At 60.3% G+C, this 23,630-nt stretch carries 21 protein-coding genes, 1 tRNA gene and 3 pseudogenes; 13 read left to right on the top strand and 12 right to left on the bottom strand.

Annotation, left to right across the window (positions count from 1 at the left end):
* Positions 1–163 precede the first annotated feature (163 nt).
* Entirely contained in the window at positions 164–2,197 is a 2,034-nt protein-coding gene (locus IVB36_RS18970) for a HAMP domain-containing methyl-accepting chemotaxis protein (protein ID WP_247298112.1), read from the top strand.
* A 177-nt stretch (positions 2,198–2,374) separates the two neighbouring features.
* On the opposite strand, the gene IVB36_RS18965 is transcribed toward IVB36_RS18970, so the two are convergent.
* Positions 2,375–2,713, bottom strand: coding sequence for a DUF3175 domain-containing protein (locus IVB36_RS18965; RefSeq protein WP_018452857.1), 339 nt, complete (start codon positions 2,711–2,713; stop codon positions 2,375–2,377).
* A 182-nt stretch (positions 2,714–2,895) separates the two neighbouring features.
* Between IVB36_RS18965 and IVB36_RS18960 the strand changes: the two genes are divergently transcribed.
* From IVB36_RS18960 to IVB36_RS18950, 3 genes are all read left to right on the top strand, one after another.
* Positions 2,896–4,383, top strand: a complete 1,488-nt coding sequence (locus tag IVB36_RS18960; protein WP_026232409.1) for an MFS transporter — start codon at positions 2,896–2,898, stop codon at positions 4,381–4,383.
* A gap of 3 nt (positions 4,384–4,386) precedes the next feature.
* On the top strand, positions 4,387–5,208 hold the full coding sequence (otsB, locus tag IVB36_RS18955; RefSeq protein WP_018452859.1) for a trehalose-phosphatase: 822 nt from the start codon (positions 4,387–4,389) through the stop codon (positions 5,206–5,208).
* Positions 5,209–5,446: 238 nt separating this feature from the next.
* Positions 5,447–6,910, top strand: a complete 1,464-nt coding sequence (locus tag IVB36_RS18950; protein WP_018452860.1) for a trehalose-6-phosphate synthase — start codon at positions 5,447–5,449, stop codon at positions 6,908–6,910.
* Between the two features lie 51 nt (positions 6,911–6,961).
* On the opposite strand, the gene IVB36_RS18945 is transcribed toward IVB36_RS18950, so the two are convergent.
* A complete protein-coding gene (locus tag IVB36_RS18945) occupies positions 6,962–7,303 on the bottom strand; it encodes a hypothetical protein (RefSeq protein ID WP_018452861.1) in 342 nt (113 codons plus the stop codon).
* Positions 7,304–7,499: 196 nt separating this feature from the next.
* Between IVB36_RS18945 and IVB36_RS18940 the strand changes: the two genes are divergently transcribed.
* The 5 genes and pseudogenes from IVB36_RS18940 to IVB36_RS40455 all read left to right on the top strand — a co-directional run.
* Positions 7,500–7,589 (top strand) — tRNA-Ser (locus tag IVB36_RS18940).
* Between the two features lie 197 nt (positions 7,590–7,786).
* The gene (locus IVB36_RS18935; protein ID WP_247295581.1) at positions 7,787–8,041 is read left to right on the top strand and encodes a hypothetical protein; all 255 of its coding nucleotides are present in this window, start codon (positions 7,787–7,789) and stop codon (positions 8,039–8,041) included.
* 509 nt (positions 8,042–8,550) lie between these two features.
* Positions 8,551–9,429, top strand: coding sequence for a non-homologous end-joining DNA ligase (gene ligD, locus IVB36_RS18930; RefSeq protein WP_247392731.1), 879 nt, complete (start codon positions 8,551–8,553; stop codon positions 9,427–9,429).
* A gap of 526 nt (positions 9,430–9,955) precedes the next feature.
* Positions 9,956–10,133 (top strand): annotated as a pseudogene (locus tag IVB36_RS18925) (DUF3606 domain-containing protein).
* Positions 10,085–10,195: pseudogene (locus tag IVB36_RS40455) on the top strand (hypothetical protein); the annotation flags it as partial. The pseudogenes IVB36_RS18925 and IVB36_RS40455, both read left to right, overlap by 49 nt.
* Before the next feature lie 459 nt (positions 10,196–10,654).
* Here the strand turns inward: IVB36_RS40455 and IVB36_RS18920 are convergent.
* From IVB36_RS18920 to IVB36_RS18885, 8 genes and pseudogenes are all read right to left on the bottom strand, one after another.
* Positions 10,655–11,059 carry a hypothetical protein gene (locus IVB36_RS18920; protein ID WP_247392730.1) on the bottom strand — a complete coding sequence of 135 codons (405 nt, stop codon included), beginning with the start codon at positions 11,057–11,059 and terminating at the stop codon, positions 10,655–10,657.
* A gap of 687 nt (positions 11,060–11,746) precedes the next feature.
* Positions 11,747–12,160 carry a hypothetical protein gene (locus IVB36_RS18915; RefSeq protein WP_247392729.1) on the bottom strand — a complete coding sequence of 138 codons (414 nt, stop codon included), beginning with the start codon at positions 12,158–12,160 and terminating at the stop codon, positions 11,747–11,749.
* Positions 12,161–12,179: 19 nt separating this feature from the next.
* Entirely contained in the window at positions 12,180–12,401 is a 222-nt protein-coding gene (locus IVB36_RS18910; protein WP_247392728.1) for a hypothetical protein, read from the bottom strand.
* A gap of 813 nt (positions 12,402–13,214) precedes the next feature.
* On the bottom strand, positions 13,215–13,448 hold the full coding sequence (locus IVB36_RS18905; RefSeq protein ID WP_247297055.1) for a hypothetical protein: 234 nt from the start codon (positions 13,446–13,448) through the stop codon (positions 13,215–13,217).
* 32 nt (positions 13,449–13,480) lie between these two features.
* On the bottom strand, positions 13,481–14,233 hold the full coding sequence (locus IVB36_RS18900; RefSeq protein ID WP_247392727.1) for a Crp/Fnr family transcriptional regulator: 753 nt from the start codon (positions 14,231–14,233) through the stop codon (positions 13,481–13,483).
* A 257-nt stretch (positions 14,234–14,490) separates the two neighbouring features.
* Positions 14,491–14,733, bottom strand: coding sequence for a hypothetical protein (locus IVB36_RS18895; protein ID WP_247392726.1), 243 nt, complete (start codon positions 14,731–14,733; stop codon positions 14,491–14,493).
* A gap of 13 nt (positions 14,734–14,746) precedes the next feature.
* Complete coding sequence (locus IVB36_RS18890; RefSeq protein ID WP_247392725.1) at positions 14,747–14,908, bottom strand: hypothetical protein; 162 nt, start codon at positions 14,906–14,908, stop codon at positions 14,747–14,749.
* Positions 14,908–15,280: pseudogene (locus IVB36_RS18885) on the bottom strand (hypothetical protein). The gene IVB36_RS18890 and the pseudogene IVB36_RS18885 overlap by 1 nt, the downstream one beginning before the upstream one ends.
* 457 nt (positions 15,281–15,737) lie before the next feature.
* Between IVB36_RS18885 and IVB36_RS18880 the strand changes: the two are divergent.
* Together IVB36_RS18880 and IVB36_RS18875 are read left to right on the top strand one after the other, a co-directional pair.
* A complete protein-coding gene (locus IVB36_RS18880) occupies positions 15,738–15,896 on the top strand; it encodes a hypothetical protein (protein ID WP_247392724.1) in 159 nt (52 codons plus the stop codon).
* A gap of 843 nt (positions 15,897–16,739) precedes the next feature.
* Positions 16,740–16,940 (top strand): hypothetical protein, encoded by a 201-nt coding sequence (locus IVB36_RS18875; RefSeq protein WP_247298984.1) that lies wholly within the window; start codon positions 16,740–16,742, stop codon positions 16,938–16,940.
* Positions 16,941–17,435: 495 nt separating this feature from the next.
* Here the strand turns inward: IVB36_RS18875 and IVB36_RS18870 are convergent, their stop codons facing one another.
* Positions 17,436–18,053, bottom strand: coding sequence for an NYN domain-containing protein (locus IVB36_RS18870; RefSeq protein WP_247392723.1), 618 nt, complete (start codon positions 18,051–18,053; stop codon positions 17,436–17,438).
* 766 nt (positions 18,054–18,819) lie between these two features.
* Here IVB36_RS18870 and IVB36_RS18865 point away from each other — a divergent pair.
* Positions 18,820–19,314: a DUF4142 domain-containing protein gene (locus IVB36_RS18865; RefSeq protein ID WP_247298989.1), complete on the top strand. Its 495-nt coding sequence runs from the start codon at positions 18,820–18,822 to the stop codon at positions 19,312–19,314.
* Between the two features lie 2,329 nt (positions 19,315–21,643).
* Here IVB36_RS18865 and IVB36_RS18860 read toward each other — a convergent pair.
* On the bottom strand, positions 21,644–21,856 hold the full coding sequence (locus tag IVB36_RS18860; protein ID WP_247392722.1) for a hypothetical protein: 213 nt from the start codon (positions 21,854–21,856) through the stop codon (positions 21,644–21,646).
* Positions 21,857–23,079: 1,223 nt separating this feature from the next.
* Between IVB36_RS18860 and bcsS the strand changes: the two genes are divergently transcribed.
* Positions 23,080–23,391 carry a cellulose biosynthesis protein BcsS gene (gene bcsS / locus IVB36_RS18855; RefSeq protein ID WP_247392721.1) on the top strand — a complete coding sequence of 104 codons (312 nt, stop codon included), beginning with the start codon at positions 23,080–23,082 and terminating at the stop codon, positions 23,389–23,391.
* The last annotated feature ends 239 nt before the right edge of the window (positions 23,392–23,630 follow it).

Genomic DNA, 23,630 nt, shown 5'->3' with positions numbered 1-23,630 from the left:
TGCGCACGAGGCCAGGACGACGAGACCCTGCGTCACGTAACCGCCGGTTGCGGCGCCACAAATTTACCGCAGCTTATCCTTTGCCATTTACCGTGCTCACGCGTCAGGAAGCGGGCTGCTTCCGGGCTGCGCCTGGTTTTCCGCGAATGGAATGGGGTGGGGAATGCCCGTCAAGTCGAAGCCGACCAGATCGAAGCTGCTCACCTTGCGTTTTCGCGCAAAAATCATCCTCGGCTTCGTGGCGGTGCTCGCCATCCTCGCCGTCAGCATGGCTTTCGCGTATTTCGGCTTCGAGCGGATTCAGGCCGCCGTGGCCTCCTACCGCTCCAGCGTCGCCGAAGCGGACCTTGCGCGGACGGTCGATCGCGAGCTGATCGCTTACCAGGGCTTGGCGCGGGCCTACACGCTGACCGGCGCGGCGGATGATGAGACCGCAGCCAAAGCAGCTGAAGAGAATTTGAGGGCCGCGATCGCCAAGTCGGCGGCGGCCACCACGGGCGCAGCCCGCCGCGAGCAGGTCGGCAGGCTCGAGGCCGACTTCAAGAGCTTCACCAAGGTGTTCGGCGAGATCATCACGTTGACGCGCGAGAACGGCAAGATCGCGACCGAGGAGCTCAACAGCGTCGGCAACAAGATCCGGTTCAAGTTCGACGATCTTGCCGATACCGCGGCATTGGCGGGCCTGAACTCGGTTCAGGGTACGGCCAAGGATATCACATCGCAATATCTGGCGGTCTCCACCTCGGTCAGCGCCTTCGTCGCCAAGCCGGAGCCGAAGACCGCCGACGGCGTGACCGCCCGCATCAAATTCCTGGAGACCCTGCTGGTCTCGATCTATGCCAACGACCAGAAGATCACCGACCGCGTCACCGAGATCAGCAATCTCCTCAAGCAGTACCGCGCCTCTTTTTCAAAGCTCACCGAGAACGTGAAGGTCATCGTCAAGCTGAACGGCGAGATGACCAAGACAGCCGCGTCCATTCTCAAGCTCTCGGGTGAGCTGCGATCGGAGCTGACGGCGGATCAGCAGCGCATCGAGGTCAACGCCAATGCCACCATCGGCGAGACCGAGCGGCTGATGCTGATGATGGCGCTGGGCGGCCTTGCCGTCGGCGCTGCGCTCGCCCTGATGCTGGGCAATGGCATTTCGCGTCCGATGATCGCGATGTGCAAGGCGATGCGCGAGCTTGCCGCGGGCAATTTCGACGTCGTGCTGCCGGGCCTCGGCCGCAGGGACGAGATCGGCGAGATGGCCGGCGCGGTCGAAGAATTCAAGGTGCAGGCCGTGGCCAAGGCCGAGCGCGATGCCGCCGCCAACGAACTTCAGAACAGGGAGCAGGCCGCAAGCCGTCGTTCCGAGCTGATTCGTTTCGCCGATGATTTCGAGAGCGCGGTTGGTGCCATCGTCTCCAACGTCTCGGCTTCCGCCGTGCAGCTGGAATCGGCGGCCTCGACGCTGACCCGCACCGCCGAGACCACGCAGAGCCTGTCGAGCCAGGTCGCCGACGTCTCCGAGCAGGCCTCCAGCAACATGCAGTCGGTCGCGACCGCGACCGAAGAGCTCTCGGCCTCGGTCGAGGAGATCGGCCGTCAGGTCCGCGATTCCAGCCGCATTGCCGAAGCTGCCGTGGTGCAGGCAAAGGAGACCGATAATCGCATCGGCAAGCTCTCGCATGCCGCCCAGCAGATCGGCGAAGTCGTCAAGCTCATCACGGCGATCGCCGAGCAGACCAATCTTCTGGCGCTGAACGCGACCATCGAGGCGGCACGCGCCGGCGAAGCCGGCCGCGGCTTTGCAGTGGTCGCCAGCGAAGTGAAGTCGCTCGCGAGCCAGACCGCGAAGGCCACCGACGAGATCTCCTCGCACATCACGGGCATGCAAGGCGCCACGGCCGAGTCGGTTGCGGCGATCAAGGAGATCGGCGCCACCATCGGCCAGATCTCGTCGATCTCGACCTCGATTGCGAGCGCGGTGGAGCAGCAAGGCGCCGCGACGCAGGAAATCGCGCGCAGCGTCCAGACCGTCGCGCAGGGCACCCAGACCGCGGCCACCGACATCGGCCAGGTCAACCGCGGCGCCGCCGAAACCGGCTCGGCCTCGGAAGAGGTGCTGCATTCGGCCAAGACGCTGTCGTCCGAAAGCACCCGCCTGCGCGCCGAGCTCGACCGCTTCATGGGGAATATCCGGGCGGCGTAGCGCTCGACCTTCGCGCCACGCCTCCGCCGTCGTCCTGGACAAGCGCAGCGCCGATCCAGGACCCATTACCCAAGGCGGAGTTGCCGGGCGAACTGCCAACTCCGAGTCATCGCCAAACCGCTCCCTGGGGTAATAGGTCCTGGATCGGCGCTGCGCTTGTCCAGGACGACCTGGCGCTCACTCCCTCCCGAACGCCCGCTTCAGCTCCACCTTTGCCCGCTCCAGCCGCGTGCGCTGCGTCTGCGGCAGCGTCTTGCCGGCGCGGTTGATGTAGAACGTCAGCATCGACAGCGCCGAGCGGTAGGCGCCGGTCTTGCGACGCGCGCTGTGCTCGGCCGAGCGCTTCAACGAAGCCGCGATCTCCTTCGCACTGGTCAGCTTGAACACGCCTTGTTTGAGGTCGAGCGCGTCGCTCTCTTTCGTCACGCGCTGTGACCAGCGCTTCGGTGCGGCGCGTCTGGTGCTCTTGCGCGCCGATGTTTTGCGAGAATGTGTCGTCTTTCTGGCATGAGCCATGCGTCAACTCCTTGCGGCTCCACCGAAAACCAGCGCCGTCAGCGGTCGTTCCTGCTGGAACCCGCCCCTGCCGCAGACGTTGTCGCAGGTGGCAGGCGGAATGCCGCACCCCCTTGATCGGATCGCCCCCATCCACGCCATGTGAACCGGGGCCATGTCCATTGGTCAGATGCAACAACGCGATGGAATTGCAGCGAAGCCCAGCGCCGAACGATGGACCTGTGGTCTCCACGGTGGCCGCGGCCGATCGCATCATCGAAACCAGCATTCCTGCACGGCTTGACGCGCTGCCGTGGAGCGGATTTCACACCCGCGTCGTGCTTGCGCTCGGCATCACCTGGATTCTGGATGGCCTCGAGGTGACCTTGGCCGGCGCGCTCTCCGGCGCGCTGAAGCAAAGCCCCTCCCTGCATTTCTCCAATCTCGATCTCGGCATTGCCAATTCCGCCTATCTCGCGGGCGCGGTGCTCGGCGCGCTCGGCTTCGGCTGGCTGACCGATCGCATCGGTCGCAAGAAGCTGTTCTTCATCACGCTCGCGCTCTATCTCTCGGCGACGGCCGCGACCGCTCTGTCATGGAATGTCGCGAGCTACGCGCTGTTTCGCTTCCTCACCGGCGCCGGCATCGGCGGCGAATATACTGCGATCAATTCGACCATCCAGGAACTGGTGCCGGCGCGCTATCGCGGCTGGACCGATCTCGTCATCAACGGCAGCTTCTGGATCGGTGCCGCCATGGGCGCCGTGGCGGCCATCGTGCTGCTCGATCCCGCGGTGATCGGCCCCGATCTCGGCTGGCGCCTCGCTTATCTCATCGGCGCGGCCATCGGCCTCGTCGTGCTCTTGATGCGGATGTGGATTCCGGAGAGTCCACGCTGGCTGATGATCCACGGCCGTCCCGACCAGGCCCACGCGATCGTCGACGAGGTCGAGCGCTCGGTGCTCGGACACGGCCAGGAGACGAGCCACGCGCGTTTCGCCAGGATCCGCCTGAAAATGCGGACTCACACGCCGATCCGCGAGGTGGTGCACACGCTGTTCTCGGTCTATCGCCAGCGCGCGATGGTCGGCCTCGTGCTGATGATCGCGCAGGCCTTCTTCTACAACGCCATCTTCTTCACCTTTGCGCTGGTGTTGACCGATTTTTACGGGATCAGCGCCGATCATGTCGGCTGGTATCTGCTTCCCTTCGCCGCCGGCAATTTCCTTGGTCCGCTGCTGCTCGGCCGCCTGTTCGATACGCTCGGCCGCCGGACCATGATCATGTTCACCTACGGCGCGTCGGGCGTGTTGCTGGCGCTGTCGGGTTATCTGTTCTCGATCGGCGCCTTGAGCGCGCAAGGGCAGACCATCGCCTGGATGGTGATCTTCTTCTTTGCCTCGCCCGCCGCGAGCGCCGCCTATCTCACCGTCAGCGAGACTTTTCCCTTGGAAGTCCGCGCGCTCGCGATCGCGGTGTTCTATGCGGTGGGCACCGGCATCGGCGGCGTGATCGGCCCCGCATTGTTCGGGGCGCTGATCGACACGGGATCACGCACGAGCGTGTTCGCAGGCTATTTGCTGGGGGCGTTCCTGATGATCGCGGCCGCGATCGTGGCGTGGCGCTATGCCATCTCGGCGGAACGCAGATCGCTCGAAGAAATCGCGCGGCCGCTTGCGTCCATGGAGTAGACTATGAAATCGGAACTGGCTGAATTGGATCTAAAGCGCACCATGGTCGACGATGAAGCGCCCGATGCGGTGCCGGTGCCCCACGCACTCGTGCCGCATCTCAATGAAACAGCGATCCTGCTCGACATCGACGGGACACTGCTCGACCTGATGCCGACGCCGCGTGAGGTGTGGGTGCCGCCAGGCCTGTCGGAAACGCTGAACCGGCTGACGGAGCGCACGTCGGGCGCGCTGGCGATGGTCAGCGGGCGTTCGCTCAACGACATCGACCTGATCTTCGCGCCCGATGTCTTTCGCGCCGTCGCCGGCCACGGCGCCGAGATGCGGCTTTCCATTGACAACGAAGCCGATGCCGTCAGCGCGCCGCCGCTGGATAAGGAGCTGAAGCGGCGGCTCGCGGCGGTGGCCAAGCTCAGTCCCGGCATTCTGCTCGAAGACAAGGGCTATTCGCTGGCGCTGCACTACCGCCTTGCGCCGCATGCGGAGAAAGCGATCTACGAAGCCGTTTCGCTGATCCGCGCCGACCTGCCCAATGCGCCGATCGAGGTGCTGCCCGGAAAGTTCGTTTGCGAGATCAAGCATTCCGGTTTTACCAAGGCGACCGGCGTGCGCGAGTTGATGAAGCACGAGCCTTTCAAGGGGCGCCGTCCGATCTTCATCGGTGATGACGTCACCGACGAAACCGTGTTCGCGATCATGCCCGACATGAATGGGCTCGCCTTTTCGGTTGGTCGCCGCGCTATGGGGGTCAACGGGCACTTCGACGCCCCGAACGATGTGCGCACGTTCCTTGCGCGGCTGCTCGACGACTCAAGGTTGGAATAAGGCACCGACATCTCGGAGCCACATATCGCGTGCGTAATTCCTCCAGCGCGTCGCTTCATGCTGCGCGCGCCACGGTTCCAAATCCGGCTTTGTGTAGCGAAATCGTCAGGTTGCCTGGAGGTAAACCGGTTCCAACGCGCACGCCCGATTTTGGTTTCAATTGGTGCAAAGGATGATCAGGAACCATATTGATGAACGGCAGTTAAATGGGGTGGAATGAAACAGGAGGGGACGACCTGTGAACTTAGTCGTCGTTTCGAATCGCGTCGCGCGCGGCAAGCCCAATGAGCCCATGACGGGCGGTCTCGCGGCGGCCTTGCTACCCGTTGTGGAACATTCGGGCGCGATCTGGGTGGGTTCCTCGGGCCGTGTGCGTGACGGTCATCAGAAGGAGCCGTTTGCCGAGATCGAAGCACTGGGTTCGGGCGCGATTGCGACGCTGGACCTGCCGGCGGCGCACTATGGCGGCTATTACGAGGGCTTTGCCAATTCGGCGCTGTGGCCGGCGCTGCACTCGCGCAGCGATCTGATCCGCGTCTCGCGCGACGACTATGTCAGCTATCGCGAGGTCAACGCCTTCATGGCGCGCGCCTTGATGCGCTTCCGGAAAGCGCAAACCGCGTTCTGGGTGCAGGATTATCATTTCCTCGCGCTCGGTGCGGAGCTGCGGGATCTCGGCGTCGACGATCCGATCGGCTTCTTCCTCCATACGCCATGGCCTGTCGCCGCGGTGATGCAGGGCGTGCCCAATCATCGTGAGCTGATCACGGCGATGCTGGCCTACGACCTGATCGGCTTCCAGACCAATGACGATTGCCAGAATTTTCTCAGCTATGTCGCGGGCGAACTCGGCCTCGCCGTCGAAGACGGCGTTGCGATCTCGCAGCATGGCCGAACACGCTGCGAGGTGTTTCCGATCGGCATCGACGCCGAGAAGTTCGCGCAATACGCGGCGAAGTCGGCGTCGCATCCGGACGTGTCGCGGCTGCGCCGCAGTCTCAACGGCGAGCGGCTCGCGATCGGCGTCGACCGGCTTGACTATTCCAAGGGCCTCGTCAACCGCATCAGCGCGTTCGATCGGCTCTGGACCGAGCATCCGCACTTTGCGCGCAGCATTTCGCTGCTACAGATCGCAAATCCCTCGCGCGGTGCCATCGAAGCCTATGGCAATTTGCAGAACGAGGTCGCGCGGCTCGTGTCCGACGTCAACGGCCGCCACGGCGAGGCCGACTGGACACCGATCCGCTATCTCAACAAGGGCTTTAGCCAGGCCGTGCTCGCGGGCCTCTATCGCACCGCGCAGATCGGCGTGGTGACCCCGCTGCACGACGGCATGAACCTTGTCGCCAAGGAATACGTCGCTGCGCAAAATCCGGCTGATCCCGGCGTGCTGGTGCTGTCGAAATTCGCCGGCGCGGCCAACGAGCTCGACGCCGCGCTGCTGGTCAATCCGCATGACATCGACGGCATGGCGCGCGCGATCGCGGTCGCGGCGGCGATGCCGCTCACCGAGCGCAAGATGCGCTGGGATGCGATGATGAAGAAGCTGCGCGGCCACACCATCCAGCAATGGTCGGCGGATTTCGTCGCTGAACTGGAGAAGTGCCGGACGGAGAAGGCTGCAGTCGCGCCGCTCGCCAACCAGCCGCCGCAAGCGCTGCGCTGGCTCAAGTCGGCGATCTCAGGCGTGCGGTTGATCTAGTCTTCTTCTCCCCCGTTCTTTACAGCGAGGGCAGGGGCGAAGACGACAGCCTCAATAGCAGTACGACACGCCCTCCAGAATCGCACACTGCCGCTTGTTCGGCGCGTTCGGATCGTCGAGCGGCACCATGCCCTTGCCCTGGCCGACGAACACGCCGGGCCCGACATGCACTGAGCTCTTGTGGCCGATGATGACGCTTTGATGCGGCGTCGCGCTCGAGCGCGTGCCGTCCGGCCAGAGGATGGCATCGCCCGAAAGCATCCCGCGCCGTCCGTCGTCACAGCTGACATCAACCCCGTGCCGGGTGCAGACCTGGGCGGCGGCCGGTCCGGCGAAGGCAGCGGCAAGGGCCCAAATCAGGCTCAGCGCGGCAATGGTGTTGCGGATGGTCATGGTGCCCCCGGACGTGTTTGACGGTCTTGAGTGAATCGTCGCGCCAAACCCGCCGCCGGTTCAGCGGGCGGCCGGTTCCAAGCGTCGCCGTGGCGCCTGATATTGTCTATAAAGTACAATATCTTACGGAAAAATCATCCGATTTCCCCGCGATCCCTTGCAAAATCACCGGCGCCCCTTCAAGAGAGTGCGCTCCGGAGAGATGGCCGAGTGGCTTAAGGCGCACGCTTGGAAAGCGTGTGTGCGGGAAACCGTACCGTGGGTTCGAATCCCACTCTCTCCGCCATGCATCATTGTATCTGTTGAACTATTTTCCATTTACCCGGACCGACCCCCAGCTGCACCCCCGGGGTGGGCCCTAGGCAGTACGTCTTCCGAGTCTTGTAACGTTAACCACCTTGAAGGTCTGATGCGCGGCCGCTCAGCAGCGCTTGACTCTGAGTTCTTGGTTCGTTCTATTCGGGCAGCATCCCAGGTTTGCTCATGCCCACACTCGAATATCTCCGCTCGGAAATCGGGCATATGCGCGCGCAGATCGGCCGCCAGCGCAAGGAAATCCTCCAGCTTCAACGGGCCGGGGTATCAGCCGCTTCGGCTGAGACCCTGCTTCAGCGCATGCTGAGCAAGGTTGACGACCTTTGCGCCGAGCGAGACCGGCAGGTGCGGGCGGCGAAGGAACGCCCGACCTATGCGTCCGGCAAGCCGATAAGAGGCACTCCGGCAAACCGAAGGATGTGATGGATAACCTTCGGCGGTTTCCGGCGCCGTGGGTGACGGTGGAGGAGGAGCAATGTTTCCGCGTGAAGGACGCAAACGGCTTCTCCGTCTGCTCTGTGCCCCAACGCGAACACCTTCACCGGCGCCGGTACCAAGCCGGTATCAATATGCCGAGCAATTCCTTACCCGAGACGAGGCGAGAAGGATTGCAAAGGCAATCTCCCGGTTGCCGGAGCTTTTGAAGAGGCCCCAGTACTGAGAGCGTTCCTCCTGAAGAACGCTGTATCACACCGCGTTCGCTAACCGTTCGGCGGCCGTTCTCGTTGACGTTGAAAATACAACCTAGAATCTCAATTGCGGTTGTATGTGAGAGCGCCTGGGAACGGCGCATGAGCCTCGCGGTTGGAGAGTCCTCAGTAAGGTAGGTAGACTGCCCCGCCGTCGGCTCCCCCCACCGACGGCGGGCTTTTTTGTGAGTTGCGTTAGTGGCAAAGCGTACCCGAGCACCGGCCAAGAAGCCGCGAGCTTCCATGCCGGGCTTTATCGGTCCCCAGCTTGCGACCCTGAAGATGAAAGCTCCTTCGGGGGCTCAGTGGATTCACGAAGTCAAATACGACGGCTACCGCATCCAGCTCCACATCGACGGCAACAGCCGGAAGGCCTTCACCAGGAACGGCCATAACTGGGTCGACCGGTTCTCGGTCATTGCGGGCGCCTTCGACATCGAAGGGCAAGCCATTGTCGATGGTGAGGTGGTCGTCATCCACGAAGAGCGCACCAACTTCTCCGAACTCCAGGCAGACCTCGGCAGAGGCGACCAGGACCGCCTCGTTTTCTTCGCCTTCGATCTCCTGTGGCTGGACGGCGTAGACCTTCGGAAACATGCGCAGCTTGCCCGCAAGGAGCTGCTGAAGCAGCTGATAGAAGAAAACGGGCTGGAAGCGCCCATTTTTTACAGCGAGCACCACGAAGGTGATGGGCAGGCGCTGTTCGAGGCGGCGAGCAAGCTCAACTACGAGGGCATCGTGTCCAAGCGGGTTGACGCACCGTACCGGTCGGAGCGGGTTGAGGCCTGGCAGAAGATCAAGACGGTGCACCGCGAAAAATTCCCTGTTGTTGGTTTCGTCAAGGACCCGTCCGGCGTCGCCGCGCTCTACCTCGGCAAGCAGGAGGGCAAGGAGCTGCGGTATATGGGGAAGGTCGGCACGGGTTGGAGCCGGACGAAGTCGGCGGAGATCCGCAAGGCCCTGGATACCGTCGTTAGCCCGAAGCAGAAGCTCACAAAGCCCATCAAGAAGCCGAAGGCCACGTGGGTCGATCCGAAGTTCTACGCCGAGATCGAATACCGGGACATCACCTCTGAAGGCCTGCTGCGCGCCAGTTCATTCAAAGGGTTGTCCAAGAAATAACTGATGTACATTTGACGCCTCAGCACGCGGGCTAGTGATACCTCTGCGTGAGCGATGAAGATGCGGTGGCCTTGAAGCGCCAACGCTCCAAGCAGACGGGCTCTGTTGAAGCCTCTCGCCATTGCTGCCAAAGGCAGGACAAGCTCACAACGGGGCCAAGCAGGGCTCCTGCTCGAGCGCACCTATAACGCAGATTAAGCGATCAGCGCAGAGGCGCCAGCTTCATACGCAGCGGTAGGAACGGGGCGAAGCAGGTCAAGTTTTCCAAGCTATATGTAACCTCCCCAGACTAGGCCTCCGCCCTTCCGGAGGCCTTCCTTTTGGGAACACACCGTTCTTACGGGCGTTTTCCTTGCCAGTGAGTGGAGTATCGGCATGCCGGACCGCGTAACCCAAGTGGTAAAAAAAGCCCAAGCCATCCTGGCTCGCTATGTCGAGCCTGGCCCGAGGGACTGCGAGAAGACGATCAATGACCTGCTGACCGTTCTTGACGATGAACGGCTTGTACAGGCGATGGGGGAGGAACATGAGCGACAATCTCACCAAACGGGACCAGCGCGACCGTAGCAAGATCAACATGCATGAAGACTTCGAGGTCAAATATTGGACCAGGGAGCTTGGTTGTCTCCAGCGACGAGCTGCAGAAGGCCGTCGACAAGGTAGGCAATTCGGCCGCCGCGGTTCGCAAAGAATTGGCGGCGTAACCGAGGCGCGCGGTATGCTTGCGATCTTTGGAGCAAGGCCCGCGCGCTTTTTCATGCCATGACGATCCCAACTGTCCCATCTGCTTTGGCTTAGGCTTTGTCTGCGAGAACCACCGGGACCGGGCATGGAGTGCAGAGCTCGGCTGCCAGTGTGGTGCCGGTGATCCGTGCGGTTGCAATTCCTCCGACGAAATCAAATCAAGGCATTGAAGAGCCTGACGCAAGCCACGTTATTCCCAATCCAGACGGAAAGAAGCGTCGTCATTGAACGGCAGACGACATCGAAGTGTGGACGCGCTATCCCGACGCGACGTTCGCTTTGATTGCGGCGCCAACGACAGAGCAATCGTTAGCGAAGATTACCGGCTTGGCGCATCCGACATCGGCGATCCTCACAGTAAGACGGCCGGCAGTCGTCGCCTGCGGCATGGCGTAAGACGGGCTGCCCGACGGGTGGTGTACAGGACAGAGGGCAGTCGAGAGCGTTTGGCCGTGATCGTGATCTGTGATTGCGGGCATATTCATCCAACTCGCTTTGCCACTTCGGCAACGATCAAACCCCGCTCCTGTAAATGAGCCTTTTGAGTCTCAATCAGAGTGTCGAGGACGGACAACGCGAGAGCAAGATCGCGCCCCTCGCGCTTGAGTCGGTTTATCAGCGTCTCTTGCTGGCTGATGTGTTGCTCGCCTTCATGAAGGCGACGCTCGGCCAAGGCTAAGAGTGCGCGGAGGCGCGGCAGCGGTCTCCCTTGCCTTCGCTCTGGCTCAAAGCGACCGAGCCGCCGTGGACCACACCACACTTCGATCGGTTGGTTCGCCACCCCGGCAGAGCCAAGCTGAAGAGCCTCTTCCGCGCTGCCGCACTCGATCTCCTGCACGTCCAGCGTCTTGCCCCAGTCGTCGAGCGTGAAGATATGGCAGCGCATCGAACTTTTGCAGCTGTTGCTCAGTCAAAGAATTCCGACACGGGCCTAGACGTTCCTTAAGGATTTACCGGTTCAGCACCTTCGGTCGGCTTTCCCGGTTCCCGAATTAACTTCCAGCCTGCACATCAAGCTTAATTTGAACCTTAGATTGCGGCGAGCCTTCCGCGGGTTATCTTGGCGCATCGGACATTGCTCCCGTCCGGGTCCACCCATGGCGAAGTCGTCGCGCCAACATATTCGACGCGACGCTTCGTTCGATTGCAGGCCATTTCGTTGAAAAGCCAGCCGGACCACGAACCGCTTGATCTCGTCGAGATGCGTCGGCAACTCACCGGACTGCGTTCGCAACATTCCGACAATTTTCGAATAGCGTCGTTGTTGAACCGCTTCCTCGTGAAGATCGCGTTTCTGTCAGAGCCGAGGGACGTCGCGCACTCCCAACATCTTCGGTCTGAGTTCGCACGTACGCTACAAAAGGTTGGAGAGATCGCCTCGCGGTCTCCATCAGTAAAGCCATCAGACGCCGGCAAGCAGCCTAAGTAACATTAACGCACGGACGTTCTTGCGCCTGCCGCTGGCGGAGCCGACGCTGGATGCAGTCGCGAAGTCGTCCTCGTCTCGCGTAACGGCGCCTTCGCGGCGAGGGGTCGCCGCCGTCACAAGCGACGGCCCCGCCCATGATCAGCTCTAGTGACCGCGCCCTACTGCTCGGGGCACAAACGGCAGTCTCGGAGAAAACGACTTCGCGATCGCGAGAACTGCGGCTCCGTCAGTTTCGAGTGCGATCTTCTGGGCGAGCATCACATCGCCAATCGCCAACGCCCGTTCGGGGAGGAAGCACCACCCCACCTTAGGCTCCAGTTTTTCATCCAGCTCCAAAACATTACTCATCGTGCCCTGATAAATTCGGTATCGACGGCCAGTAAGAGAACCAGCGACTTCAAAAAAGCCATTGGCATCAAATTGCGCGCGCTGTTCTGGAGATAACCATTCCCGCAAAAGACGACGTGCACGCGCTTCCGGGCCATTTTGCTCGTTGAAGCTCCGATAGAGGGCACGCAGACGCGCGCCCTGGGCGACGTTACGTCCGAACAAAAACATCTTTGGTGCTGTAACGGTTCTAACCGCCGACTAAGTGCGGATAGAACAGCGTTTCCTCCGCTGTTGGATCAAATGACCGTATCAGCTTGAGATCGCCGGCCGGCGTCCGAGTGGCAGCGGTAAATCCTTGGCCGGTAAATTTCTTGAAGCGCCGCTCAGCCTCGGCGAGCCCGTTGAGGTCGTCTTGCTCAAAGAAATGTCTGCTGTCGCCTGAGCTGTCCCCTACGATCTGGGTGGCCATGGAAGAGAACTCCGCGATCCTTAGCCTCCGATGAAAAACAAACCTCGCCCCGGTGAATAGTGTTCCTGCTCTCGGCAAATTTCGATGTGCCTTCTTGTTAGTCAGCGGTCGTTTGGCTCGCTGAGATGGACGAAGACCTGATCCGCCGCGACCTGACGGCGGCACAACGGGGTAAGCTGGTCGCAAAGCGGAAAGCGGCTTAGAGGCGGTGCATCTGGAGACGAGGAAGGGCGGCGACAAGCAGATCAAACCGCAAAATCGGCGGTAAGGACAAGTTCGCCAAGGACACGGCGGAAAAGAGCGGAGAACCACTTCGCAGTGCCGAGCGGAATTTTAGGCGCACTCGGAAGCTAGGTCCCGATCTTGGACCATGTTCAACACGTCGCGTACCAGCCGTCAGGAAATGGAACGAGCAGCCAGGAGCCGTCCTCAATGTTATCGTTTGCAGCTGCGGGTCTGCTGGGCGCCCGAGGCTCGGAGGCGAACTCATCCACCTCAGCGGCACTGGCCGCGTCACGTTTTTCGGCTAAATCTCTTTGCATGAATAAAACTCCCCACCGGGGCACCAACAAATTGGCAGCGTCTTCAAAAAATATCGGTCAAACTTTAGGCGACAAGATATCACACCCTTCGGCAAGCGATAGGAGCGCGGCGCTGTCCTTTTTGCACGCTAGGCCATGTACCTATTAAGCGGCTGGCCGCCTGTTGTCCGGACCGCCAACAGCGGCCGATGAGCCGATGGTCTCCGAGGTCGCAGACTTTGGCTTAGGCCAACAGACGAAAGGGTGGCGAAGCAAGGGGGGGACACGAAGGTCACCAGCTTTCAGTCTGCTCAACAGTGGCAGAGACCGTCAGGAGAACGCCGCCGTCATTCCTAACGACTATCGCGATGGTGCCCGGACGAGCAGCAAGGGTAAAATCGCGCACGGCCTCGCCCAGGGCAACCATGGCCATCCTGTGAGCTGCAACAACGCTCTGCATGTCCTGGCCGAACTCGTCGAGAGTGACCCGTTCCGCTTCATGATAGTCGAAATGAAAACGCGGCATTTGGCGCTAAGTTAGTAAATGCCCGGCCGTTCCTAAAACCCTGAGCCAGATTTGCTGAGAGTTGATCCTGCGCTTGGGTTCAACTCATGCAGATATTCAGGGCTGAACTCGGCTACAGCTTGCAGTTCGTCGGCGCGGAGCAGAGTAACGGTGTGGTTTTCCCATTCGATGAGGCCCAAACCCCTGAGTTCCTGGATCGTCCTGTTCACGTGAACTATCGAAAGCCCACATGCATCGGCAACATCTTGCTGGGTGAGCGGGATCCGGAAGCTGCCGTTGTCCGCCAGCCCAACGAATTCCATGCGAGTGGTAAGCTCGCACAGAAGATGCGCGAGTCGACCTAAGGCTTGGCGGGCTCCGAGATTCTCAACCCATTCGCGATAGATGGCCGCCTGTATCAGCGTTTCGCGCCAAAACGCGTGTGTAAGTCCGAGAGATTCGGTCATCATCTCTCTGAGAGATGAATGAGACACAGCGGCTATCGTCGAATTGCCTACGCTGCACAGATCACAATCTGCAATCGGCAGATGCAGGGTAGGCAAGTCGGGCATGTCCCCAGCCAGGTAGAATGACGAGATCTGATTTCGATCATTCACCACTCTTTGCCGAGCTAGAAAGCCGTCGATCACAACGATGCAGCTGCTGGGCTTGTCTCCCTCGCGCATGGCGTATTCGCCATCAGCCAGGGACTTCACTTTGTATGGTATGCGCGCGAGTCTAACCTTATCGCGTTCGAATAGACTGCCGACTGCCTGTAGGCGCGCTATTAACTTGCGGTGCGGCATGATCACTCCCTTGCACATGCAGGCGGGAGCGCGACCTCTCTCAGCCACCGACGCCTACGGACAAAGCCTCGGCCGGTGATGCTTCAGTAAACCATGAAATTCGCCAGCGTTCCTAGATTCTTCGGCAACGAAGATCGCTTTCTCGCGCTCCAGCCAGATCCCGCCGATACGAATATCCGCTTCGAGCCGCCGATCACGGCTAAGGTGGGGGACTTGCGCGCTTTGCGTCGGTAAGCCGACGTTCCTGAGTAAACGTCCTAGCTCGGCGGCTTCCGACGTGGCTTTCCAGCCTGGTTCCTCAACAGCGGGCGCATGACGTCGATGCTGGTGATGCTGTTTTCAAATCCGGACGGCAGCGGCATCTCGTCTGGCGCGGCATCGTTGCAGGCCGGGCAGGGGTCGCCGGCGCCGCCGCAGCCGCAGGCCTTTGGCCCCTCCCAGGGGCGGTCGGGATGGTATTCGCAAACCCAGTGGGTGCCGTCGCAGCGGGCGCATGTCACGTCCGGTCCTCCATCAATGCGCCGCGGGCTCTTCCTCGATCTCCTGCCCGTGCAGATGGTCGAGCACGTCACCGAGGTCGCGCATATCCAGCATCTTGTCGCAGATCGTGCAGCGGATGAAGTGGTTGCTCTCGCCTTGAGGCGCAGGGCCTTCCGGCTTGCCTTCCCGGAACATCACGCAGCTCCCCGCAACGGCAGGCGCGAGCTGTACGTCAAAGCGCCTGGTGGCATTGGCGCTGATGAAGCCCTGCAGGGCGGCCGAGACCTCGTCATCGCTGTCGACCGCGCGCTGGGCCAGCGCGTCGGCGATGTCGGAGGTGGCGTCGCGCGACCATCCTTCGCTCGCGTTGAAGCACACGATACGGACCGGATAGACATACTGGCCGGAGAGGAGGCCTTGCAGCACTGTTTCGAGATCGGTCTGCTGTTCGTCCGTCTCGCGCCAGGCGCAGCCGGCGCGCGCGCCAAAGTCTTCGAGCACGATGTACACGATGTAAATGTCTCGGTCGAGACGGTCGGTTGGCACGATCGAGGGCGAGGAACCCATACACTTACTCCGATACTACGGACGGCCGAGAGGCGGCCCCAGCTTGGGGGGCTGGTGGGGTAGGCCGGGGCCGCTCCGCCAGCTCAGGCGGCGAGCCGGCGATGACTCAAACGCCGCCGCTCCTTGTGGTTCCACTTAGCTGGGTCAACCCGGAAAATCCCCAGTCGCGCGAGCTTGCGTTCTTCTATCCTTCCTGGTCTCGATAGCGGGCGAGCTCCGCTCTTGCGAGTGCCCGGGCCTGTTCAAGCGCTTCTGCCCCGGTCAATAGGCTCGGTGCAAGCCGCCGTCCCGCGATATCGTCCCAATAGAAGTAAACGCTCGGCCGACCATCGGCGAAATTGACTTCATAGCTGCCGGTTAACGGCACAGCTTCGTGCTTACGGATGCGAACGGGAGTGGGTGGCATCGTCTGGATATTGCCTCGCATAAGTTCTTAGCAACCGGCGCGACAAGGTTCGTGGCTGATCGCGTGCCGGTTCATGCTGGCAGCCGCACCGCAAATACGAAGGCCGCAGCGGGAGGTTTAAACCGCTGCGGCCCGCGCATTGCCAAAAAAGCCCGGGTCAAATCGAAAGTAAAATATGCAGCCAGCCCCGGTGACAAAATCCTGCGCTAACTTTGCCCCGTTTGCAAACACAATTTCTGCGGAACCGAAATCCATCTTGCGGGCACTTAGTTCCGAGAACGGGAACAGTTTTGCTATTCTCGCGCGCGAAGGACCGTGGCGCATGCAAAATCACAAACCTAAGCGGTGCAGAGAGGGCGAGGTACAGACGCTGATCAAAATGGTCAACGCGGGCTCGACCGCGACCGAATAGCCACCGCGCTTGGAAGGTATATCGCTTCGGTGAAACGTCTGGCCGGAGACATGGGCCTTTGCTGGGGAGCGAGAGGGGCGCTGGGAGATAGCAGGCAGCTCCGGTCGGCGCCACTTCTGCCGAGGTTCACGCTCGCGGGTCTGTGTCTCTTCTAGTGGGCCGCATCGAGCGCTGCCATACTGAATGCGACTACGCTTGCAGCAGCCAAGGACCAGAGCGCTATAGCGATCTCTTTTGGCCATGGTCGTGGCCTCCTGACGAAAGCCGCCTCACCCTTACTGCCGGACGAGCCTAGAGCGCATACCGATCAGCATTGTGTAGGCAAGCCGACGCCAAATCAGGTTCATCAGGACGAGCATGTGGTATCCCCGTATTTTATGCGGTCAGCTTCGACCTGTTATGTTTCAAGAAGATTTCGCCGGGGTGCGAAATGGCTTCATCCGGCGATAAACAGGAGGCCCGCCGGTCTAGGCTGGCGGGCTTGTTCTCGAGCGTTCTCGACGGTTGGGATGGATCAAGGAATTTAGTCCCAAAGAACAAAGCGCGACTCCAAATATCGAAGTTCGATCACAGCGGCTTGAGGGAACCCGCCCGGAATTTTCGCGTTTGATCGGCGGTTGTATCATCGTGGAGAGAAAGCCATGGGATCGCGCCACCGCCTCGTGCAATCATCCCCACTTGAAACACGGCTTGCCGAAGAAGCGAAGCGCCTCCGCGAGGAAGCTAAGTCGCTTCCACATGGTAGCGCACGGGAGGACATGATCCGCAAAGCCCGCCAAGCCGAAACCGGATCACACATGAGCGAATGGCTGAGATCCCCCGGCCTGCAGCCACCGGAATAGACGCCCCCGGATTTCCGCTCCTGCCCTCTTTTGGCAACGCCTATAACTTAGGCTATTGGAACGTGTGTGCACTTTCGCACTTAGTGAGTCCTCTCGGCGAGGGCAGTAGCGTGGACCGCGACTTTAAGAACGAAGTCTTTTCCAGCTATCGGCCAAATCCAACTAAGCCCTGCAACCACTGTGGCCAAAGGCCAGCCCTCGCGGTGAAGATGCTCAATCCCCAGACCGGGGGGATCGTTCGCATGTTCAAGTGCCAGTGCGGTGAGCAAACTTGGACCGAGGACAAAGAGTAGGGCGCCTCAGTTGCCCGACGCTGGCCTATTGAAGCGCCTTCGATCCACTGCCGCACGAACTTCGAACAGACTTCGAACAGGGTGACTATCGATCCGATCGGCGCCCAGCGCAATGGCCGCCATAGTGAACATCATGCCAGGCACGAATCGCCCCGCTGCTCACAGGCCCTAAGTACCAAAGTGGACGGCGATCGCTAACAGCCTAGCCGGCAGGGTCGTTCCCTTTCGGCTCTTGCAAGAATTTTGGCATGTTTCCACGCGGTTCGCGATCACGCAGGGCCGGGCGTTCGGACGGGTCGCGGCCGAGCTTGGACTGCAGCTCGACGAGGTCGGTGAAGACGTCGGCCTGGCGGCGCAGCTCGTCGGCGATCATCGGCGGCTGGCTCGCGATCGTGGAAATCACGGTGACCCGCACGCCGCTGCGCTGAACGGCCTCGACCAGGGACCGGAAGTCGCCGTCACCCGAGAACAGCACCATCTGGTCGATGTGCTCGGCGAGCTCCATGGCGTTCACGGCGAGCTCGATGTCCATGTTGCCCTTGACCTTGCGCCGGCCGGAGGCGTCGATGAACTCCTTGGTCGCCTTGGTGACCACGGTGTAGCCGTTGTAGTCGAGCCAGTCGATCAGCGGCCGGATCGAGGAGTATTCCTGATCCTCGATGATCGCGGTGTAGTAGAACGCCCTAAGCAGCGTCCCGCGGCTCTGAAACTCCTTCAGCAGGCGCTTGTAATCGATGTCGAAGCCGAGAGTTTTTGCCGTCGCGTAGAGATTGGCTCCATCGATGAAGAGCGCGATCTTGTCGGTAGAGGAATGTGACATTCAGTTCACGCTTTCGGTGAAGCAGCGCGGATTAGGTTGAAAGCATCGCGAGCGCGCGACGCGGAGGCGGTCGTAATGTATATAGATCACTATCGAAGATCGTCGAGGAGGCGGATGCTTTAAGCTTCAACTATTTCCAAATGGTATCACGCCTTGGAAATCTGACATTAGCCGAAAGTTGGTCTGTCAGATTTGTAATGTGTCCTGTCTATTTCCAGGTGCTTGTTTCAGGGTGCTCGCGCCGTGACCGTTGGCGATTTCGCTCTGGTTTGATCTTTGGATCCACCGGCGCGGTCGCGGCTGGCGGTGGTCTGTCTCAGCTTCAGGCGGTGACGTTCTCCTGGTCGGAACGGAGAGAAGCCGACCCGTAGGATGGCAGCTCGAGCCGTGTTCCAGTTGCTGCTGACCGCTCCTTACTGCGACGGAATGAGATCTAAAGATAGGTCGGCACCGTGGCGTCGAGCTGAATGCCAGGAGGGGCGTTCGGCGGTGGATCGCTTAGGCCCACAAGGATGTCGCGGCGATTGAGACGGGTCTGCAGACGGGGGCGGGACCGGATACGTTCGAAGGACTGGTGCACCGAGCAGACCGGCGCCCGTGGTCGGTTATCGGACCAGCCGGACGTTCCGCATCTCCAGGATTTGAGCCGCTGTTCACTTCGCCGCTCGTACCTGCGCCCGCAGTGTTAGAGGCAACGTGGGCCATGCGCTCGATTGGAACCTCTTCCAGGATTGGCGTGTTCACGGCAAAGAATAGGAGTTTACCGATGAACAGAATGCTTGTGTCGCTCGGGACAGCAACCTTGATGGCGCTCTCAATTGCCAACGCATCCGCGAAAGATAAGCAAAGCGAGACGTTCCTCAAGAAAGCAATCGAGGGCAATTTCGCTGAAGTGAGCATGGGAGAGCTGGCCCAGCAGAACGGTCAAAGCGATGCCGTCAAGTCATTTGGCAGAATGCTTTCCACGGACCACGCTGCCGCCAACCAGAAGGCTTTAGATGCCGCCCAAGGACTTGGAATGAACTCACCAAGCGGACCAAATCCGAAGCAAAAAGCCGACCATGACAAGATGTCGAAACTGTCCGGCGCGGGCTTCGATAAGATGTTCGCGACTCACATGGTCGCAGACCACCAAAAGGATATCGCCGAGTACAAGAAGGCGTCACGGAGTAAGGATGCTGCCGGAGAATATGCTTCCGGCCAGATAGATACGTTGCAGAAGCATCTGGACACCGCCAAATCGCTGAAAGCCGGCAATTGATCCCCGACGCGTTCATGGAGACGCGCGAAGACTACTTGCTCCGGCTGGCAAGCGTTTTCGATGATATCGGCGCGCGCCAGCAGGTGATAATTCGGGACCGGTATATCGAACACGCGTTCGGCGGGAAAGGTGGGCTCGCACTTGCGGAGGCCTAAGTCTTCGCCTGCGCTCAGGCACGGCTGCACGTTTCGTTACGACCGGATAGAGCAGCAAGGCGTGTTCACCCGGTCATGTCCCGCCGGCGGACGGGTTTAACCTTGGCGTTGGTTCGGTCTTCTGATGGAAGTTTGGTACTCGCCGCCCGCTCGACGGCCGGTTGATCAGTTTCGCGTGCCGCGGGTTCTCGCACTTCGGCCGCTCGGCGCTTTCTTTGAAACGCCCATCCGACCAATCCCGCCAGCACGAGGACGGCCCCGGCGAGCATCAACCAGTGTGGGTATTCGATCCCGGAGAGCATCGCTGTCCCCGCTAGTGCTCAGCGCTCACTTTCGTGCCGCAGCGGCTAGGTATGCAACCGTTTTTGATGGCAATGGTTTCGGCGACAGTTGGATTGTTGGGCCGAAAGTGCGTTGCCGCCAACCATAAGACTCCGACGATGCAGAGAGTCGTCAAAGCGGCGCCTCCCACGCTCACCGAACCTCTCAACAACAACTGCCCCAACGCGCGAAACATGATATCCGCATAGTCGGAAATGCTTAACGAAAATACTGCGCCCGATCAACGGCGCACAGAAACCCGCGTCGCATCGCGCGGCATCCTATCAGATCGAGGTTACGTGGAGCGAGAGCGCTGTCGGATGACCGAGTAGGTGCCCGCTATTGCGTGCTTAGCGACAAGCCAAGAACAAATGCCTTAGCCGCCGTCGCGCCCGGCGTTCGCTTCAATTTCTTTGCGATCTTCGTGACACCAGTCTTTTGCTTCGCAAGTACGCCTTGCCGCTGATCTGGTTGAAAATGGCTGAGGAGGCGGATAAACGCTCGCGCCATAGAAGCCCGCTGCGAGAGTAACGCCGCCTCAGTAGGGAGGCTCTTCCAGCGCTAAGCTGTCTGACATCAATGCTTGAATTTGAAAGTTGCATAAGTTGAACCTTTGCCGTTCCGGTCGTCATACGATCCTGTGGATACCGAGCGGGACAAAGTGGCAATCGAAGAGCGGCTGGAGCGCTGTCGGCAGCTCTTGAAAGATTCCCGGACGGTCTGACCGGCCAACATATTCGCGCACTTGAGGCCGCATTGCTGGATGACCTCCGTGCTCTGGAAGAGGCGTGGGACCATAGGGCAGAGCCCTGAAGCTGGAACTGCCGCGCGGGACCGTAGCAGTACGGGCCTATCCATTCGTGCGCTCTGTGCCGCGCAGGTGTAGTAACACCGCATGGTTCAAGCACTGGACGATCGTTGGCAGCTACAGTTGCAGCTGCTGGCAAAGGTGGAGCAATGTCGAAGGTTAGCTCGCCAAATCACTGATCAAAGTACGGCTCAACGGCTTCTTGATCTCGCAAACGAATACGTCCTGCAAATCAAGAAAATCAAGGGTAAGTGACGCACCGTGGCGCCGTGCTCTCCGTCTGACGGGAACGACTCTCCACGCGAGAGGTTCTGAGATTGGTCTGTGGCGCGCTGCCTGGATCCGTTCAGGTCCGCACCATCCACCCGGGACGGCCCATCGTCCGACGCGCGTTTGGCGATGGGCCGATCTCTGTTAGATCCTTAGGCTGGCATTCCCGGCGCTCTGATCCGCAATTGGATCGGCTGCCAGGAGTATTGGGGGCTGGAAAGCCAGTCGTGCCATGTTCGCTCTAAAGTGGCAAGGCGCCTCCGGTAGTTGTACGGAGTCCATTTTCGGAACGGGGTGTTCTACTGTGAGAACACCGGGGAGATTTAAGTACTCATTTATTTGCAGTTGTCCGGGATGGCCGCAGTGGGGGCTGGAACCACGCTGCGGCCTTTCCCTTGAGGGGCAATGTTTTCTACGGGGGGATTTGTGAGCATCCAAAGCATCGTGGCGACTATCTTGGAGCGCGAGCTGGCAGCGCGTGGCGTGCACTCGTTGAGGCATTCCGATTGCATGGAGATCGTTGAAAATCTAATCGTTCGCTTGAAGGAGCTGGACCAGGAATTGGCGGCACGAAATATTGTGCAAGGCTAGACGTTCCTGCGCCGAACGCGCGACTGCCAGCGCCTGGTAACCCGGCGTCAATGGGTAGCGCGGTACGATTGACCATCGCGGATTGGTGACGAGTACCGCGGTACGCATGGGCATTGAGAACCCCGTCGGCTACCGGAGCCGGCGGGCTTTTCTTATGTTGGATCTGGGTGAGATGGCCCGCGGGCTAACCGTCTTGGCGGGGAATACCGAAGTTGTCACAAGCGAGAGCGAATGACTCTTTCGCCTTTGCATCCTCGAAGCAGAAGCGAGTGCCGACTTCCGCGCGATCGATCCACCAATCGACGTTATTGCTTTTCGCGATGCGGGAGGCCTCGCCGCGCAAAAGATCTAGTTGTCTTCCGGCAGCACGAACGATCAGGCAATTTTGCTTGGGCACAATACCTTCTCCAATGGCACAGGACGCCGAACTCATTGATACAAAGTACGGCGGCCAGATTGATCGCTAAGCGCCGTGAACACGAAGGCCGCAGCAGGGGACTGCTGCTGCGGCCCAGCGCGGTCAAAAGTTCCGGGTGAAAAGATCTAAGTGAAATATTTAGCCAGCCCCGGTGCGTTGATCGTAACGCAGCATCCCCGGCTCGCAATGTGATCTATTTCACAATCGGCAGAAGGCTTAACATGCATCAGGGCGCCGGCTCTGCTATCCCATGAGGGTCGGGAACATTCGGCAATCTGGGCGCATTCGTCTCCAGCTCCGGGGATATCTCGGAGCGACGCGTAGAACTTCCGGCCTCAGGAAACATCCTCCGGGGCCGGCTTTTTGCAGGATGCCTTGCCGCGAGCTTGATTTAGCCGTCGCCCGTCCCATTTGGCATATGAAAGGTGGCAGTCCGAAGGCGGTTTTACCCCATGGAAAGCGACCGGGATATCTTGGCAATTCAGCGGAAGCTGGCACACTGTCGCCAGCTTGCGAAAGACTTTCCGGACGGCCCAACGGCGAAGCATATCCGCGAGCTGGAGGACCAACTCAGAGCCGATTTGGCGGCTGAGTTGCACAACACCGCCACCGGTTGACCAACCGCCGGTAGGAACTCGACCAGCGCTCACGTTGGCGCCTCATGCCCAAAGAGACCGCAATAGCCTTCTGGTCATTGGCTGCCGCCTGCGTGCTGGCGTTCAGCTTGGCGGCTATCGTGTCCCCTCACTAATGAAAGAAAAGCTCAACAAACTACGGCCGCCTTAGCGGGCGGCTTCTCGCTGGCGGGCCCGCAGTTCTCCGGGCGAGAACAGATTGTGGTTTTAATAAATCTTCGTTTGTTCCAAAAGCGTGTATTTATAAGCGGAACACCCAGAAGTAAGTCCGCCTCACTGGGGAGGTTAGATGGGCCCCGGCTTCATGGGGGCTGGAAGGTGGGCCGGGGCCGCTCCGCCAGCTCGACGGAGAGAGCTAGCGAGACAGAAGCCGGGCAGTGATGCTAGGTTCCTACGGCTGGCAGCAGATCCCGCCGAGTGTTAGCAGCCGCACGTAGGTACCGCTCTCGTGCAGATCGAGCCAGCCGCGCTAGACTGCATACCAAATCAGGCGGCGGACTGAACAGGAGTCTTCTTTTCATTCATTCTAGAAGCGCCTAAAAGAGTCCGCCGACTGAGACGGGATTTTTGGCTAGTCTAACCTCTCTCTACGGCAAGCCGACCGACCAAACGATGGTCTATGTCCAGGCGCACTACAATACGGCGTCGGAGTTCTACTACGTGCAGGGCAAGACGGGCATTGCAATCGCGCCCAACGTTTTCGTGGGGCCCGAAGCAGCCTACTCGGGCAGCTGGACCTATAACCAGGTTCGCCTTGGCGGACACATTACTGGGTTTACCATCCTTGGTATGAACACGGGCGTCTCGCTCGGCTTTGTGCGGGATAGCAACTACGGCAAGGGCGTGTACGGCGGCTTGAACTTTCAGGTCCCTTTCTGATCAGCTCCCTGCGCTGGCTGGCCGCGTGACGATTTTGCGATAGACCTCCTGCACAGCTCGTCGTGGCAAATTACCCGCAATTGTCATACTGCCGCTCGATGTCAGTAAGTCGCCTTCTGGCCGATTTTGTTGCAAAAGTCGAGACAAGTCACGAACCGTGATTCCGTTGTGTTGACGCGAATCTCGGCGAGGTCGATCCATGATGGGCCGTCTGAAGAGTGACCAAGGTCAACTGTTCT

Origin of the sequence: Bradyrhizobium sp. 35 (assembly GCF_023073215.1) — a bacterium.
Lineage (GTDB): Bacteria > Pseudomonadota > Alphaproteobacteria > Rhizobiales > Xanthobacteraceae > Bradyrhizobium > Bradyrhizobium canariense_D.
Note: the sequence above shows the minus strand (reverse complement) of the source record. Positions and strands in the feature narration are given on the sequence as shown.